Genomic DNA, 16,122 nt, shown 5'->3' with positions numbered 1-16,122 from the left:
TTAGCCGGTCTGCTGCTCGGCGATCAATTCCCGGATCTGTTCACCCGTGCAGCCGAAGCGGCGTTCGCGGGCAACAAAGGAGGCAACGGCCTCACTGAACTCGGCCTCGTTGAAATCGGGCCACAACACCGGGGTAAAGTAGAGCTCGGCATAGGCGAGCTGCCATAATACAAAGTTGCTGATGCGATGGTCACCACCGGTGCGGATCAACAGGTCCACGGGTGGCAGATCGGCCATGCAAACCTCGCGGGTCAACATGGATTCATCAATGTCGTCAGCGGCCAGTTCACCGGCCGCCACTGCTTTAGCCAGCTTGCGGGCAGCCTGAGCGATATCCCACTGGCCACCATAGTTGGCCGCAATATTCAGGGTCAATCCCTTGTTATTGGCGGTCAAGGCTTCTGCCTTGGCAATTTTGGCCTGCAACCGCTCACTGAAGCGAGCAGTATCGCCAATTACCTTGAGCCGGATCCCGTGACTGTGAAGTTTGTTCACCTCACGGCCCAGCACGGTAACGAACAGTTCCATCAAAGCGCTGACCTCCCCTTCCGGGCGGCGCCAGTTCTCGCTGGAGAATGCAAACAGGGTCAATGCCTCGATTTTGGCGCGCGCAGCAAAGGTAACGGCCTCGCGCACTGACTTGACGCCAGCCTTATGACCATAAACCCGCATCTTGCCACGGTTCTGTGCCCAGCGACCATTGCCATCCATGATGATGGCGACGTGACGGGGTAAAGACGAGTTGGCACAATCACCCAACGCAGCCAAAAGCGACATGGTTTTCTCCCACAAAGACAAAAGCGCCGTGCAGGGGCACTACACGGCGCTCGTAATATACCTTTCAGGCGCTTAGATTTCCATTAGCTCCTTCTCCTTTGCAGCAAGGGCCTCATCGACCAGCTTGATGTAGGAGTCAGTCAGTTTCTGGATCTCTTCCTGGGCGCGACGGTCATCGTCTTCTGAGATCTCTTTCTCTTTCAGCAGCGCTTTCAGATCAGCGTTGGCATCGCGGCGAATGTTGCGCACGGCAACACGGGCATTTTCTGCTTCACCACGCACAACCTTGGTCAGGTCACGGCGACGCTCTTCAGTCAGCGGCGGCAGCGGCACCCGCAGGGACTGGCCATTGCTGGAGGGGTTCAGGCCCAGATCGGAGGTCAGGATCGCCTTCTCGACCGCCTGGATCATGGAACGGTCAAAGACGGAGATGGAGAGGGTGCGAGAATCTTCAGCCACGACGTTGGCCAACTGTTTCAGCGGAGTGGCCGCACCGTAGTACTCAACCTGGATGCCGTCGAGCAGGCTCGGGTGAGCACGGCCAGTACGGATCTTGGACATCTGGGTCTTGAGTGACTCGACACTCTTGCCCATGCGCTCCTTGGCGTCGTTTTTAATCTCGTTGATCACAGCGGTTTTCCTTTTGGCGAACGAGCCGCCATGCGGCTCGCATCTATTTTATTTGCTGACGTAATGGATCAGGGTACCTTCCGGCTCACCCATGATAACCCGGCGCAGGGCGCCCGGCTTGTTCATGTTGAACACGCGGATCGGCAGATCGTGGTCACGTGCCAGAGTAAAGGCAGCAAGATCCATCACCTTGAGCTCTTTTTCAAGAACTTCATCATAACTCAATTCGTGGTACAGGACGGCATCCGGATTTTTGACCGGATCCTCGTTGTATACACCATCTACCTTGGTGGCTTTCAGCACCACGTCGGCTTCGATCTCGATCCCGCGCAGGCAGGCTGCCGAGTCGGTAGTAAAGAAGGGATTGCCAGTACCGGCAGAGAAGATCACTACCTTGCCAGCACGCAGCTGGCTGATTGCCTCGGCCCAACTGTAGGAGTCACAGACCCCCTGGAGGGAGATAGCAGACATCAGACGGGCATTCACATAAGCACGATGCAGGGCATCACGCATGGCCAGACCGTTCATCACGGTTGCCAGCATACCCATGTGGTCGCCCACCACGCGGTTCATGCCCGCCTTGGCAAGACCGGCACCACGGAACAGGTTGCCGCCACCGATGACCAGACCGACCTGAACACCCAGCTCAACCAGCTCTTTGATCTCTTGGGCCATCCGCTCCAGCACTGCCGGATCAATGCCGAAACCCTCGGATCCTTGCAGGGCTTCACCACTCAACTTCAGAAGAACACGTCTGTATGCAGGTTTGGGATTGGTACTCATGTCACTGATTCCTGGTCATATAAAGACCGCGACATAAGTCGCGGTCTGGGGAAACGGAAAAACCGGTTCGATTAGGCCTTTTGAGCGGCCGCGATTTGAGCTGCAACTTCAGCAGCGAAATCGGTCTCTTGCTTCTCGATGCCCTCGCCCACTTCGAAACGGGTGAAGGAGACAACGTCAGCGCCTTCTTTCTTCAGCAGCTCGGCAACAGTCATGGAAGGATCTTTCACGAACGGCTGACCAGTCAGGGAAACCTCACCGGTAAACTTCTTCATGCGACCTTCAACCATCTTCTCGGCGATCTCTTTCGGCTTGCCGGAGTTGATGGCGATGTCGATCTGGATTTCGCGCTCTTTGGCAACGACTTCAGCAGATACGTCTTCAGGCTTGACGAATTGCGGGCTGTTGGCAGCAACGTGCATGGCCAGATCTTTAGCCAGTTCGTCGGAACCACCGGTCAGCTTGGTGATAACACCGATGCGGGAACCGTGAACGTAGGTGCCCAGGTTGTCACCTTCAACCAGCATCACGCGACGCAGGTTCATGTTCTCACCGATCTTGGCGATCAGGTTGGTGATGGTCAGCTCGACGGATTCGCCGTTGCCGAAATCAGCGGCTTTCAGCGCGTCAACATCAGCGATCTTCTGGGTAGCAGCGATCTCGACGATCTTCTGACCCATGGCCAGGAAACCGGCATCCTTGGAAACGAAGTCAGTCTCGCAGTTCAGCTCGATCATGACAGCAACGTTGCCTTCGGTACGGGCGAAGATCACACCTTCAGCAGCGATACGGCCAGCTTTCTTGGCAGCTTTGGCCTGACCGGATTTACGCATGTTCTCGATGGCCAGCTCGATATCGCCGTTGGCCTCTTCCAGTGCTTTTTTGCAATCCATCATGCCAGCGGCGGTGCGCTCGCGCAGTTCTTTTACCAGGGCGGCAGAAATGTTTGCCATGTCCAGTATCCTCGGTCTTGAATTGACAAGAAACAGGGGCCACAAGGGCCCCTGCTAACCAATTACATCAGCTTGGTTAATAAGGGCTTTGCAGACCTTATCAATTACTCAGCTTCAACGAAGCCATCTTGTTCGGCTTGAACAACGATGTCCTGCTCGCGAGCTTCCAGTACGGTGTCAGCAGCAGCATTCAGGTACAGCTGTACGGCACGGATAGCGTCGTCGTTACCCGGGATGACATAGTCAACGCCGTCCGGGTTGGAGTTGGTATCAACGATGGAAACTACCGGGATACCCAGGTTGTTGGCTTCTTTGATAGCGATGTGCTCGTGGTCTGCATCGACAACGAACAGAACATCAGGCAGGCCGCCCATGTTCTTGATACCACCCAGGCTCTTCTCCAGCTTTTCCATTTCGCGAGTACGCATCAGCGCCTCTTTCTTGGTCAGCTTGTCGAAGGTACCGTCCTGGCTCTGGGTTTCCAGATCTTTCAGGCGCTTGATGGACTGACGAACGGTTTTCCAGTTGGTCAGCATGCCGCCCAGCCAGCGGTGGTTAACATAGAACTGGTCGCAACGCTCAGCGGCTTCTTTTACGGCTTCAGACGCGGCACGCTTGGTACCTACGAACAGTACCTTGCCTTTCTTGGCAGCTACGGAGCTGATGAAGTTCATGGCATCGTCAAACATCGGAACGGTTTTTTCCAGGTTGATGATGTGAACTTTGCTGCGGGCACCGAAGATGTAGGATTTCATTTTCGGGTTCCAGTAACGAGTCTGGTGACCGAAGTGAACGCCGGCTTGCAGCATGTCGCGCATAGAAACTTTAGCCATTTTATACCTCTGTATTGGGGTTAGGCCTCCACACATCCCATATAACCGACCCGTTAAGGCACCCCGGCATATGTGTCGATGTGTGTGTGTTGTTTAAGTAAGGGTGATGAAATGGTGGACGCAAGTTCCCCATTCCGGCGCGCTTTATACCATAACTTTGTTCCGGACACCACCGGCCGACACTCTAAACAGGTGTAAATCTGGATCCCTCCAAAGGAGGTTGCGACTGCCATTTGACGCTGTGATGACAATCACACTGGAAGTACGCGGGGGTTGCGGATAAAATTTTGACCTGATTGCAAACGCATCTATTTTTCATTACCTGTCCTGTCCGCCCTCGCAGGCCCAGCGGCAGGCCGCAAGAGAGATCCCATGTCCATTAAAATCAAGACACCGGAAGAGATTGAAAAGATGCGCGTTGCCGGCCAATTGGCCGCCGATGTGCTGGTCATGATTGCGCCCCACGTCAAAGCTGGCGTCACCACTGACGAACTGAACACCCTTTGCCACAACTACATCGTCGATGTGCAGCAGGCAATCCCGGCTCCACTCAACTACCACGGTTTCCCGAAATCCATCTGCACCTCGGTGAACGATGTGATCTGCCACGGCATCCCGAACCACAAGAAGTTGCGTGATGGCGACATCATCAACCTCGACATCACCGTCATCAAGGATGGCTACCACGGCGACACCTCCGCCATGTTCATCGTGGGCGAGACCACCCCGCTGCGCCGTCAGCTCTGCAAGGTTGCGCAAGAGAGCCTCTACGCCGCCATCAAGAAGGTGCGTCCGGGCGCCTGTATTACCGAGATTGGCGCCGTAATCCAGCCCATCGTCGAGAAGGCAGGTTTCTCCGTGGTGCGTGACTACTGCGGTCACGGCATCGGAGCCGAGTTCCACGAAGAGCCGCAGATCCTCCACTACCGCAACAGCGGCAAGCAGGAGCTGAAAGCGGGCATGTGCTTCACTATCGAGCCGATGGTCAACAGCAAAAAGTACCACTGCAAGGTCAATCCGAAGGATGGCTGGACCGTGACTACCAAGGATGGCGGCGACTCCGCCCAGTGGGAACACACCCTGCTGGTGACCGAGGATGGTTGCGAGGTGCTCACCCTGCGCCCGGACGACACTATCGACCGCTTCATCAAACACAGCTAACATCGAACCCCGGCCCTTGTGAAAAGCGCCGGGGTTTTTACTGCCTGTTTCAGCCAGATGCCTGCCACTTTGTGTGTGAGATGCCATGGACGCCAGCCTGCTTTCCCCTCATCTGTTACCCGACGACCAACTCACCCGCGATAACTGCAAAGAGTACCTGAGTCGCTTTCTCGGCTGGCTGCATGCCCGTTTTGATGCCGGTGACAACATCATCGAGCTGGTCGCTACCCGCTCCGAATATATGGATCAGCTACTCTGCCGGTTGTGGCAGAAGTTTGGCTTCGACAAGAGTGACCTCACCCTCATCGCGGTGGGCGGTTATGGCCGCGGCGAGCTGCACCCCCACTCCGATATCGACCTGCTGATCCTCTATGACGGCGACGAACTGGACGAAGTGTTGGGACTACGCATTGGCGAGTTCATCACCCTGTTGTGGGATCTCAAGCTGGAGGTGGGTCAGGCGGTGCGCAACGTGGCGGAGTGCATCGAGCAGGGCAAGGCCGACATCACGGTCGCCACTAACCTCATTGAGGCGCGCTACATCACCGGCCGCAAGGAGGGATTCCTGCAGCTCAAGGAGGCGACCGGCCCCCAGCACTTTTGGCCGAGCGAAGCCTTCTTTCGCGCCAAGCGCCAGGAGCAGGCGGAGCGGCACCAGCAGTTTCTCGGTACCGCCTACAAGCTGGAGCCGGATCTCAAGTGCAATCCGGGCGGCCTGCGCGATATTCAAACCCTCGCCTGGGTCGCCCGTCGCCACTTCGGTGCCACCACATTGTTCGAGATGACCAGTCACGGCTTTCTCAACCGTGCCGAGTACCGCGAGCTGCTCGACTGCCAAAATTTCCTCTGGAAGGTGCGCTTTGCCCTGCATATGGCCATCAACAAGGGGGATAACCGCCTGCTGTTCGATCGCCAGCGCACCGTAGCCCAGATGTTGGGCTTCGAGGGGGAAGGCAACACCCCGGTCGAGCAGATGATGAAGCGCTTCTACCAGACGGTACGGCGGGTCTCCGAGCTCAACGAGATGCTGCTGCAGCTGTTTGACGAAGCGATCCTCGGCAACACCGCCATGGATGTACGCCGCCTCTCCAATGAGTTCCAGCTCCGTGGCCGCCTCATCGATGCGGTGGATGCGGAGCTGTTTACCCGTGAACCGGCCGCCATCCTGCGCCTTTTTTATCAGATGGCCCAGCATCCCGAGATTGCGGGCATCCACTCGGCCACCCTGCGCCAACTGCGCGAGGCGCGCCGCAAACTGAACTGCTGGTTGCAGGAGTTGCCCGACTGCCGTCGCCTGTTTATGGCGCTGCTGCGCCACCCAAACGGCATCGGGCTGCCGCTCACCCTGATGCACAAGTACGGCATTCTGGCGGCCTATCTGCCGCAATGGAACCTCATCGTCGGCCAGATGCAGTTCGACATGTTCCACGCCTACACGGTGGATGAGCACACCCACCGGCTGCTCAAGAATATTCACGGCTTTCCCAACCCGGCCAACCGCCAGAGCCACCCGCTCTGCCACGAGGTGTTCACACGACTGCGCAAACCGGAGCTGCTCAGCATCGCTGCCCTGTTCCACGATATCGCCAAGGGGCGGCGTGGCGATCACTCCGAACTTGGCGCCGTCGATGCACTGGAGTTCTGCCAACAGCATGGCCTCGATCGCTACGAGAGCCGACTGGTCGCTTGGCTTGTGCGCCACCACCTGCTGATGTCGGTCACCGCCCAGCGCCGCGACATCTACGACCCCGAGGTGGTCACCGACTTTGCCCAGAAGGTACGGGACGAGCAGCACCTCGACCTGCTCTACTGCCTTACCGTGGCCGATATCTGCGCCACCAACGACACCCTGTGGAACGACTGGAAGGGCACCCTGCTGCGGGAGCTCTACTTCGCGACCCAGAAGGCGCTGCGCCAGGGGTTGGAGAACCCGCCCGACATGCGGCTGCGCATTCGCGAAAACCAGCGTCAGGCCAAGCAACTGCTGGCGCAACGGGATGTATCGGAAGAGGCGATCAATCAGCTCTGGGGCGATTTCAAAGCCGACTACTTCCTGCGCCACAGCCCGGAGCAGATCGCCTGGCACTGCCGCCACATCATCGAGCATGGCGACAACCCGGCGCCGCTGGTGCTGATCGGCAAACACCCGACCCGCGGTGGCAGCGAAGTGTTTATCTACTGCCGCGATACCCCGAATCTGTTTGCCACCGTCGCCTCGGCGCTGGATCAGAAGAACCTCAACATCCACGACGCCCAGATCATGAACTCGCGCAGCAACTTCGTGCTCGATACCTTTGTGGTGCTTGAGCCCAATGGCGAACCCATCAGTCCCAACCGCACCGCTACCATCAAGAAGGCGCTGGAGAAAGCGCTGCAGGAGCCGGGCAAGCTGGTACTGCGCAACAAGCCGCTGTCACGGCGCCACCGCCAGTTCAGCGTGCCAACCCGGGTCGTTTTTCTGCCGCACAAGGGGGAGAGCCGCCACACCCTGATGGAGCTGACCGCCCTCGATACTCCCGGTCTGCTGGCGCGGATCGGCGCGGTATTCCAGCAGTGTGGCCTGTCGCTGCACGCCGCCAAGATCGCCACCTTTGGCGAACGGGTCGAGGACTTTTTCAGTCTGACCAGCCTCGATGGCGAGCCATTGACACCGGAGCAACAACTGCAGCTGGAAGAGCGGCTGGTGCATCAGCTCAATCCGCAGCAATTTGCTATGGAGTGAGTGCGTTCTGATTCAAAAGAGGCTGTTTTCACCTCCATTTTCCCATACCAAACAAATGGTTGGCTGAGAAATATGAAAGAAATGGTCGCTGGCCGGAAGAATTCCGGTCAGCCACTTAAAAACAGTCGGAAAAGTGTGATACAACAAACAGAATTTTTTAAAGGAAACCTGTCATGACCGAGTTGCAACAGATCATTGAAGCGGCCTTCGAGCGCCGCGACACCATTACCCCGAGCACTGTGGACAGCGCTACCAAATCCGCCATCCTGCAAGTCATCGAGCTGCTGGACTCCGGCAAGGCCCGGGTTGCCGAGAAGATCGCCGGTGAGTGGGTTGTTCATCAGTGGCTGAAGAAGGCGGTACTGCTCTCGTTCCGTATCAACGACAACGGCATCATCAAGGGCGACGACGCCCAATATTACGACAAGGTTCCCCTCAAGTTCTCCAACTACACCGAAGAGCAGTTCAAGGCTGCCGGTGTACGCGTGGTACCGCCGGCGACCGCTCGCAAAGGCTCCTTCATCGCGCCCAACACTGTGCTGATGCCCTCCTACGTCAACATCGGCGCCTACGTTGACGAAGGCACCATGGTCGACACCTGGGCCACCGTGGGCTCCTGCGCCCAGATCGGTAAAAACGTGCACCTTTCCGGCGGCGTCGGCATTGGTGGCGTATTGGAGCCGCTGCAGGCAAACCCCACCATCATCGAAGACAACTGCTTTATCGGTGCTCGCTCCGAAGTGGTTGAAGGGGTGATCGTCGAGGAAGGTTCCGTCATCTCCATGGGCGTCTTCATCGGCCAGTCCACCCGAATCTATGACCGCGAAACCGGCGAGATCCACTACGGCCGCGTACCGGCTGGCTCCGTAGTCGTCTCCGGCTCCCTGCCATCCAAATGCGGCAAATACAGCCTCTACGCGGCGGTGATCGTCAAGAAGGTCGATGCCAAGACTCGCGCCAAAGTCGGCATCAACGCCCTGCTGCGCTCCATCGACGAGTAATCAGCATTGCTGTGATGAAAAAGGGCGCCTTATGGCGCCCTTTTGATTTTGGCGCCCCTGTCACATGCAAGCCATGAGGCATCGGTTAAGATGGATGGGACAGGATCGTTTCAAACCGAGGAAGCCTGATGTACGAGAATCTCAAGAGCCTGGGGATCCAGGATCCCACCTCCGTCGACAGCTATACCCTGCGCCAGGAGGCCAACCACGACATCCTCAAGATCTACTTCAAGAAGCAGAAGGGCGAGTTCTTCGCCAAGAGTGTCAAATTCAAGTATCCCCGCCAGCGCAAGACCATGCTGGTCGACTCCGGTACCCATGAGTACAAGGATGTCACCGAGATCAACGCCAACCTCAAATACGTGGTAGATGAACTCGACAGCCTGACCCAGGGTATCCATCTGCAGGCCGATCCGGACATCAAACAGAAGATCCTGCGCGACCTGCGCCATCTGGAAAAAGTGGTGCAGAACAAGATCAGCGAAATCGAGCGGGATCTCGAGAAACTCTAGCCACACCGATTCGACAAAAGAGCGCCCTGGTGGCGCTCTTTTTATTACTGCAGCCTGCACTAACCAGCCGCCAAGTTACCGCCTCCGACGCAAGTCATTTACCAGCGGACAAAAAGAAGAGGGAGGCATGCGCCTCCCTCTTCCAGAACCTGATGTCAGGCAACTGAATTAGTTGCTCTTCATCCAGATATCCATATCGGTTTTCAGGTTGTCGGACTTGGTGCCAAAGATGGCTTGTACGCCAGAACCTGCTACAACCACACCGGCAGCACCCAGTTTCTTCAGACCAGCCTGGTCAACCTTGGCAACATCTTTCACACCAACACGCAGACGGGTGATGCAGGCATCCAGAGAAGCGATGTTCTCTTTACCACCGAAGGCGGCAACCAGAGCAGCAGACATCTCGTCTTTGCCTTGGCCAACAGCCTCTTCAGCAGTCTCGTCTTCACGACCCGGGGTTTTCAGGTTCATGGCACGGATAACGAAGCTGAATACGACGTAGTAGATAGCCGCGTAAACCAGACCCAGACCAACCAGCAGCAGCATGTTGTCGGCACGCGGTGATTGCACCACGAAGTCGATGAAGCCGTTGGAGAAGGTGTGACCGTGTACGATACCCAGAGAGTTGGTCAGCACATAAGCCAGACCAGCCAGTACAGCGTGGATTGCGTACAGAACCGGAGCGATGAACAGGAAGGAGAACTCGATCGGCTCGGTGATACCGGTCAGGAAAGAGGTCAGGGCTGCAGAGGCCATGATACCAACGATCTTGGCGCGGTTTTCCGGCTTGGCAGCGTGAGCAATGGCGAACGCAGCAGCAGGCAGACCGAACATTTTGAACAGGTAGCCACCAGCCAGCTGACCAAAACCGTTACCGGCAGCGCGGGACGCGTCATCAGCAGTCAGGAAGCAGGTCATGATACCGTGAACAGTTTCACCGGCACCGTTGACGCAGGTACCAGCCTGATAGAAGAACGGTACGTTCCAGATGTGGTGCAGACCGAACGGGATCAGGGAGCGCTCAACCACGCCGTAGATACCGAAGGCCAGTACCGGGTTCTGGTTGGCAGCCCAGTCAGAGAAGGCACCGATGGCGCCACCCACTGGCGGCCAAATCACGGACAGGATCACACCCAGACCGATGGAGAGGAAACCGGTGATGATGGGTACGGCACGTTTGCCCGCGAAGAAGCCCAGGTACTCTGGCAGCTGGATCTTGTAGAAACGGTTGAACGCCCAGGCAGCGATACCACCGGCCAGGATACCACCCAGCACGCCGGTTTCGATGGTTTCAACACCCATCACAGGTGCCATGACCTTCAGGGTTGCGACCATGATGCCATAGCCAACGATGGCTGACAGACCGGATACACCGTCGTTATTGGTAAAGCCAAGAGCAACACCCACTGCGAACAGCAGGGCCATCTGGCCAAATACAGAACCACCGGCTTGCTCCATCAATTGGGAGACAATTTCCGGCATCCAGCTGAAGTGGGCAGCACCCACCCCCAGCAGAATACCTGCGACTGGCAAGACTGATACTGGCAGCATCAGCGCCTTACCAACCTTTTGCAGATTAGAGAAAGCATTTTTGAACATTGTGTGCGCTCCTGAATGGATTGTCGTCCCTGAACGATCTATCTGGATGAAATAAGCACTGATTCATTCAGATATCTTCGAGTCGGGCTTGTTTATTTTGACCATCAGAATATAACCCAGCGGGTCATAAATTGCTGCTTTCGAAGACGGGGGAATATTGAATTTGGAGGGAAGATCACAACTTGTTTAGCGGCTAAAAAGCTCATCCAATGTGAGTTAATAATCTGCATTATCACTCTATTATAAAAACATATAAATAGCAGTTTCACTTTGTATTTTAATAATGCCATTTATATCAGATGGAAACCCATTGTAACTCAATGTAACGGCATGATTTTTATTTATTACAGTCTACCGATTAAAAAGGCCTCCAACAAGGGAGGCCTCAATAAATATATCTGACCAGCAAAGGGGCGTATTATTCTATTTTTGCGAGCGCTTGACCGCATCAATAAACACGCTTTTTGCCTTAGTTGAACCAGCCCGCTCGGCCTCGTTCACCAGCTTCATCGCCTTGTCGATATCCCCCGCCTTGACCGCTTTTTCGATCTGGCTCTGGTAGAAGGCTTCTGTTTCACTCAGCATGGCAGGAGCAGGTTTGGCTGCGACCGCAGCTGTTGCAGTTGTGGTAACGGCTGCAGTCGTCGCTATCGCGGCAACCTGCTGACCCTGGCTCATGGCCACCTTGTCGGCATATTCGGGTTTGAATACCGCTTCAAGGCCACTCCCACGGGCCATATCTTTGACTTTGATCTGCACCAAACCCCAAGGAGAGTGCGGGATCACAGGATCCTTGATATCAGGCTCAACGGTACCATTAGCACGGGCAAACGCTTTTGATGGATGCAGGATTGTTGTGCTGCCAGAGAGTTGGTCCGCAGGCGCATAGACGATCATGTATGTTTCGCTGGCCGGGTTGCCAGGCATGCTGCGGTCAACAAAGAGACGCCCTTCGATACGGTCGTTATCGAGCAGGTGAGCAGGCTGATAACTGAATACTGACTCACCCAGTACACGGGTCACCTTGAACTCGGCATCCAGCATAATGACCTTGGGCACCATCACGGTTTTGCTCACCTGTGATGCCAGGCTGATCGCCAGATTGCCGGTGTTGGTCGGCAGGCGATAAGCCGCAAAGTAACTCATTCCCTCATCAAACTGAAAAGTGGGTTGCTTGCCATCGATGGCAAGCAAGGTCTCACCTTCAGGCAAGGGGGCATAACTGAAATCTTTAAACGCCACACAGCAGCTTGAGGCTTTGGCCAACGCTTGCTTGGCTTGATCTGCATCGCTCAAGATCGAGCCATGTTCTTGCAGGGGAACAACCATGTTTCCGGCACAACCGGTTAATAGCGCAGTGATTACGGCTGCAATAGACATCTTTACCCGTTTCATTTTTCTGATCTCCATAATCCGGTGGCCGTGATCCGGCGAAACAAAACTGCCCCCATAAGGGGGCAGTCACTAACTTAACTTAAACTTTTGCTTACCACCAAGCTTCCGCTTGAACACCGAACTGGTAGGTGTCTTTGGAGGTATTGCCTTCGAAGACTTTCTTGTCTTCGTCGTTAGCCAGGTAGGAGGCGAACACACGAATTTCCGGACGGGCCCAGAAGCTGGAGCCAGCAGACCAGGCTTGAGCCAGAGTCAGCTTGTAGCCAGCATCTTTGTCTTCGCTGCCATTGGTAGACTTGTTGTTGTCCTTGAAGTAACCGCCTTCAAAGATGGTCTTGTTGAAGTCATCCCACTTGTACATCGGACGGATAACAGCAGACATAGTTTCATACTTGTCGTTGCCATCCCACATTTCGTTGCCTACACCGTAGACCAGCTGGTGACCCATCTCCCAGGAGTTGCCCATCGGCACCACACCCCAGTTGATGATACGGAAACCATCGGCACCGTCTTTCGCTTCAGCACCGTACCAGGAACCATCACCGTAGAAAGCCATGGTCTTGGAGTAACCTTCAGTACCGTATTGCAGCACGGTTTTGTTGAAACCGCCGAGGATGCCTGCGGTCAGTTCAGCAGTGAGCATCACGCCGTCTTGCGGATTCTTTTTCAGTGCTTTCTGATCGTTGGTCTCATTGACCAGAGCGTAATCCACGCCCAGCTCCAGGGACGCGTCGGTCCACAGCGGAATGCCGGCATAACGCAGATCCAGAGTATTGACGTTCAGATCTTCATTCTTCTGATAGGTCGGGTTACCGTTGGCATCCACACCGGTTTGGGTGTACTGGCCAAACACATCAGCAGCGCTGCGATCGTTACGTACCCATGCGAAAGAAACTTTACCCGGACCAGCCTGGATGCCTTCGATACCAGCACCAGCACCGGAGATGTTCCAGTAGTAGAAGTCGGAGATGTGGATGTCATGGCGTTGATAGTAACGCTTACCAGCCCACAAGGTTGCTTCAGGAGCAAAGTTCAGCAAACCTTTGGCTTGTACGTTGAACTGACGCAGAGCGAAGTCGGAATCACCATTGCACTGCTTGGCATCGAAGTTACAAACAGTACCGGTACCTTCCCAGTCATTTGAACCGTTGGAAGCCATGGCAAACATGGAATCAACATAGAAAGTCTTGCCATCTTTGTTGAACACTTCCTGACCCAGTTGCACTTCACCGTAGGTATCATTTTCGTTACCCAGACGGCCAACTTTATTGACGTTGTATTTAACCATGTCGCCGTCGCCGGAAACACCGACACCGGAACGGAAGTAACCGTGGAAATCTACGGCAAAGGCGGCTTGGGAAGCCAGGGCGGCAGTAACAGCTGCTGCAATCGGGAGCCACTTCATTTTCATTGTCATATTCCTTATTTCCCGCAGTGAGGAGTGTGATCCTGAATATTCAACGTTTTATCACCACGTAATCCTGTTGGTGATAATCGAGGTTGATTATAGGGAGCGTATTTCGCGACAAATATGAAGCGACTCACAAAATGGCGACAAATCGCTCGGCGAGCTATCGCGGCGACAATGACAAGTAAAGAAACGCCAAAACAGGAAATAAAAAACCAATAAATGAAGACAACCAGCAATGTGAACCAACCTGAAAGCGTTATCATTGATTAATTTGCGATAGAACCAAAGTCATTATTTTACGATCGGATGACAAAAACATGACTGAGATCGCTTTCAAGATTGAACTTTTATTTGGATGAGGGGTCTGTGGTGCGCTTGAAACCGTTACGATGAGGAAGTGCTAAAAAGGGAGAATACCCCTCAGTTACTATCGACAATAAACATGGGAAATATACTTACTGAATGAGATGGTTTTGTGCCAATAACAATCCCCTGCTGGTTAAGGAACAGGAGATTGATATGGCTCTATTTCAGAGAATATTCAGGGCTGAATATCCCACTTTTTCAACCAGCTGAGTGCCACCTGTTCGGGTTCATCGTGCACGGTCGCATCCAGTTCCAGCGGGGGAATCACTCGCGTGGCCCCCAGCTCTTGCAACAGGCCATCAAGCCGACGGCCTGCTCCGCAGAAGATTTCATAGCTGCTGTCACCCATGGCGATGAGGGCATAACGCAGTCCCTTGAGCCAGGGTGCCTTGTCAGCCAGCTCACTGGCAAAGGGCTGCAGATTGGGAGGAATGTCCCCCTGCCCGGTGGTGGCACTGACCAGCAATAAAAAACGGCCGGGGTCAATGTCCGCCAGCCGTGCTTCTTCGTGCAGAGAACAGTGATGCCCCTTGCGTTCCAGCTCATCTGCCAAGGTCTCGGCCACCAGCATGGCTGCGCCGTAGACAGTTCCTACCACGATATCGATCTGTGCCATTCTCTGCTCCCCGCGTGAGTCACTCTTTTAAGCAACTCTATCAGCAAGCTGGCGTCAGATGCCACCGGTTCAGGGCTGAGGATCAGGCGCTTAGTAGTCGCTCTCGCTGGCGGGCCAGCCCAGCTCGGCAAACAGGCGCAGCACATCCTGACCGAGCGGCGCCTGGATCCGCATCGGCACCTTGAGCACCGGATGGGTAAAGCTCAGGGTGCGGGCCACCAGCAGCAGCCGTTCGCAGCCAAAGTGCTCGCGAAAGAAACGGTTATGGCGCCCATCCCCGTGGGTGGTATCCCCGACAATGGGGTGGAACAGGTGATCCATATGGCGGCGCAGCTGATGCTTGCGGCCGGTCTTCGGGAACAATCTGACCAGGCTGTAACGACTGGTGGGGTGCTTCTTGGAGACTGCGTGGGGCAGCTCGACCTGATGCAGGCGACGGAAGGTGGTGACGGCATCCTGCGCCGGGCGATCCGGGTTGCTCATGGCATCGGCAATCTTGTCCAGCTGCTCCTTGAGTGGATAGTCGATCACCCCCTGCTCGGGCGCCCAGCCACGCACCAGTGCCAGGTACTCCTTGTGCACCTGACGTTGGGTAAAGGCTTCGGTCAGTGCGCGGGCAATCACCGGATCGAGCGCAAACAGCAGCACGCCGGAGGTGGGCCGGTCGAGGCGATGCACCGGATAGACGTGGCGACCACCGATGAGATCCCGGGTCATCTGCATGGCAAAGCGGGTCTCGCCCTTGTCGAGCCAGCTGCGATGCACCAGCAGACCGGAAGGCTTGTTGACCGCTACCAGCCACTCATCCTGATAGAGCAGGGTAAGCTTCAGGTCACTCTCTTCTCGGGTTTGCACTGGCATCATTGTTCGATCACTTTGCCGGAGAGCAGCAGATCGAAGCGGGCGATCAGGCGCAGCAGTGCTTCTGCCTCGGCCAGCTCTTCTTTATAGACTTCGCTGGCCATGGGATAGAGGGAGACACTGGTGGGCAGCGGCGCCTGCAACATCACCAGCTGCTCCATGCGCGGGATCAGCACGAACTGCAGCCACTGATCAAAGCTCAGGGTATCGACACAAAAAGGCAGGGTGCTTGCCAGGGCTTCGTCACCGGGATGGTCAGCTTGCCAGCGCTCAAGGCGCTGCAACTCGGCGGTGAGTTCCCCCAACAGGCCAGCTACCAGCAAATATTGATTCATCTCGCTATCTTCCTCATAACCACAGATTGATTTACCGACCCGACAGGATCAGTCAGGATGCAGATACATTCAGTCGCGTAGCACAGGCGGTTCAGCCACTTCATCGACATACACGGCAGCCAGTGCGGCCTGCTGCCGTTAAAAAAGGGCGATACTATACACCTCCG

Annotated in this window: 15 protein-coding genes; 4 read left to right on the top strand and 11 right to left on the bottom strand. The window is 55.6% G+C overall.

Annotated elements, in window-relative coordinates; genetic code table 11:
• The 5 genes from uppS to rpsB form a co-directional block, all read right to left on the bottom strand.
• Positions 1-777: a polyprenyl diphosphate synthase gene (uppS, locus tag G5171_RS08770; RefSeq protein WP_005343784.1), complete on the bottom strand. Its 777-nt coding sequence runs from the start codon at positions 775-777 to the stop codon at positions 1-3.
• A gap of 72 nt (positions 778-849) precedes the next feature.
• Entirely contained in the window at positions 850-1,407 is a 558-nt protein-coding gene (frr, locus tag G5171_RS08765) for a ribosome recycling factor (protein ID WP_005343783.1), read from the bottom strand.
• A gap of 48 nt (positions 1,408-1,455) precedes the next feature.
• Positions 1,456-2,190 (bottom strand): UMP kinase, encoded by a 735-nt coding sequence (pyrH, locus tag G5171_RS08760; protein WP_005343782.1) that lies wholly within the window; start codon positions 2,188-2,190, stop codon positions 1,456-1,458.
• A 71-nt stretch (positions 2,191-2,261) separates the two neighbouring features.
• Positions 2,262-3,143, bottom strand: a complete 882-nt coding sequence (gene tsf / locus G5171_RS08755; RefSeq protein WP_005343781.1) for a translation elongation factor Ts — start codon at positions 3,141-3,143, stop codon at positions 2,262-2,264.
• A gap of 104 nt (positions 3,144-3,247) precedes the next feature.
• The gene (gene rpsB / locus G5171_RS08750) at positions 3,248-3,976 is read right to left on the bottom strand and encodes a 30S ribosomal protein S2 (protein WP_005343780.1); all 729 of its coding nucleotides are present in this window, start codon (positions 3,974-3,976) and stop codon (positions 3,248-3,250) included.
• Positions 3,977-4,348: 372 nt separating this feature from the next.
• On the opposite strand from rpsB, the gene map reads away from it, so the two are divergent.
• The 4 genes from map to G5171_RS08730 all read left to right on the top strand — a co-directional run bounded on the left by map (position 4,349) and on the right by G5171_RS08730 (position 9,372).
• Positions 4,349-5,137: a type I methionyl aminopeptidase gene (gene map, locus G5171_RS08745; RefSeq protein WP_005343779.1), complete on the top strand. Its 789-nt coding sequence runs from the start codon at positions 4,349-4,351 to the stop codon at positions 5,135-5,137.
• Positions 5,138-5,222: 85 nt separating this feature from the next.
• Entirely contained in the window at positions 5,223-7,859 is a 2,637-nt protein-coding gene (gene glnD, locus G5171_RS08740; RefSeq protein WP_421260057.1) for a bifunctional uridylyltransferase/uridylyl-removing protein GlnD, read from the top strand.
• Positions 7,860-8,032: 173 nt separating this feature from the next.
• The gene (gene dapD / locus G5171_RS08735) at positions 8,033-8,860 is read left to right on the top strand and encodes a 2,3,4,5-tetrahydropyridine-2,6-dicarboxylate N-succinyltransferase (protein ID WP_033116099.1); all 828 of its coding nucleotides are present in this window, start codon (positions 8,033-8,035) and stop codon (positions 8,858-8,860) included.
• A gap of 128 nt (positions 8,861-8,988) precedes the next feature.
• A complete protein-coding gene (locus G5171_RS08730; protein WP_005343775.1) occupies positions 8,989-9,372 on the top strand; it encodes a DUF3461 family protein in 384 nt (127 codons plus the stop codon).
• A 168-nt stretch (positions 9,373-9,540) separates the two neighbouring features.
• Here the strand turns inward: G5171_RS08730 and ptsG are convergent, their stop codons facing one another.
• The 6 genes from ptsG to G5171_RS08700 all read right to left on the bottom strand — a co-directional run bounded on the left by ptsG (position 9,541) and on the right by G5171_RS08700 (position 15,955).
• Entirely contained in the window at positions 9,541-10,971 is a 1,431-nt protein-coding gene (ptsG, locus tag G5171_RS08725) for a PTS glucose transporter subunit IIBC (RefSeq protein ID WP_005338586.1), read from the bottom strand.
• A 423-nt stretch (positions 10,972-11,394) separates the two neighbouring features.
• A complete protein-coding gene (locus G5171_RS08720) occupies positions 11,395-12,366 on the bottom strand; it encodes a MalM family protein (RefSeq protein WP_216979326.1) in 972 nt (323 codons plus the stop codon).
• A 91-nt stretch (positions 12,367-12,457) separates the two neighbouring features.
• Positions 12,458-13,777, bottom strand: a complete 1,320-nt coding sequence (locus G5171_RS08715) for a maltoporin (RefSeq protein WP_288728294.1) — start codon at positions 13,775-13,777, stop codon at positions 12,458-12,460.
• A 541-nt stretch (positions 13,778-14,318) separates the two neighbouring features.
• Positions 14,319-14,759 (bottom strand): flavodoxin, encoded by a 441-nt coding sequence (locus G5171_RS08710; protein WP_421260056.1) that lies wholly within the window; start codon positions 14,757-14,759, stop codon positions 14,319-14,321.
• A 90-nt stretch (positions 14,760-14,849) separates the two neighbouring features.
• A complete protein-coding gene (truC, locus tag G5171_RS08705) occupies positions 14,850-15,623 on the bottom strand; it encodes a tRNA pseudouridine(65) synthase TruC (protein WP_041234083.1) in 774 nt (257 codons plus the stop codon).
• Positions 15,620-15,955 carry a YqcC family protein gene (locus G5171_RS08700; protein WP_124930029.1) on the bottom strand — a complete coding sequence of 112 codons (336 nt, stop codon included), beginning with the start codon at positions 15,953-15,955 and terminating at the stop codon, positions 15,620-15,622. Before G5171_RS08700 ends, truC begins: the two co-directional genes overlap by 4 nt.
• Positions 15,956-16,122: the final 167 nt, after the last annotated feature.

Origin of the sequence: Aeromonas sp. 600774 (genome assembly GCF_049175075.1) — a bacterium.
GTDB classification, from domain to species: domain Bacteria; phylum Pseudomonadota; class Gammaproteobacteria; order Enterobacterales; family Aeromonadaceae; genus Aeromonas; species Aeromonas veronii_A.
The sequence above is the reverse complement of the archived record's forward strand: the minus strand, read 5'-3'. Positions and strand labels throughout refer to the sequence as shown.

Excerpts from the sequence above, each read along its gene's own strand:
- uppS (WP_005343784.1), bottom strand. The coding sequence starts at position 777 with ATGTCGCTTTTGGCTGCGTTGGGTGATTGTGCCAACTCGTCTTTACCC.
- pyrH (WP_005343782.1), bottom strand. The coding sequence starts at position 2,190 with ATGAGTACCAATCCCAAACCTGCATACAGACGTGTTCTTCTGAAGTTG.
- tsf (WP_005343781.1), bottom strand. The coding sequence starts at position 3,143 with ATGGCAAACATTTCTGCCGCCCTGGTAAAAGAACTGCGCGAGCGCACC.
- rpsB (WP_005343780.1), bottom strand. The coding sequence starts at position 3,976 with ATGGCTAAAGTTTCTATGCGCGACATGCTGCAAGCCGGCGTTCACTTC.
- map (WP_005343779.1), top strand. The coding sequence starts at position 4,349 with ATGTCCATTAAAATCAAGACACCGGAAGAGATTGAAAAGATGCGCGTT.
- glnD (WP_421260057.1), top strand. The coding sequence starts at position 5,223 with ATGGACGCCAGCCTGCTTTCCCCTCATCTGTTACCCGACGACCAACTC.
- dapD (WP_033116099.1), top strand. The coding sequence starts at position 8,033 with ATGACCGAGTTGCAACAGATCATTGAAGCGGCCTTCGAGCGCCGCGAC.
- G5171_RS08730 (WP_005343775.1), top strand. The coding sequence starts at position 8,989 with ATGTACGAGAATCTCAAGAGCCTGGGGATCCAGGATCCCACCTCCGTC.
- ptsG (WP_005338586.1), bottom strand. The coding sequence starts at position 10,971 with ATGTTCAAAAATGCTTTCTCTAATCTGCAAAAGGTTGGTAAGGCGCTG.
- G5171_RS08720 (WP_216979326.1), bottom strand. The coding sequence starts at position 12,366 with ATGAAACGGGTAAAGATGTCTATTGCAGCCGTAATCACTGCGCTATTA.
- G5171_RS08715 (WP_288728294.1), bottom strand. The coding sequence starts at position 13,777 with ATGAAAATGAAGTGGCTCCCGATTGCAGCAGCTGTTACTGCCGCCCTG.
- G5171_RS08710 (WP_421260056.1), bottom strand. The coding sequence starts at position 14,759 with ATGGCACAGATCGATATCGTGGTAGGAACTGTCTACGGCGCAGCCATG.
- truC (WP_041234083.1), bottom strand. The coding sequence starts at position 15,623 with ATGATGCCAGTGCAAACCCGAGAAGAGAGTGACCTGAAGCTTACCCTG.
- G5171_RS08700 (WP_124930029.1), bottom strand. The coding sequence starts at position 15,955 with ATGAATCAATATTTGCTGGTAGCTGGCCTGTTGGGGGAACTCACCGCC.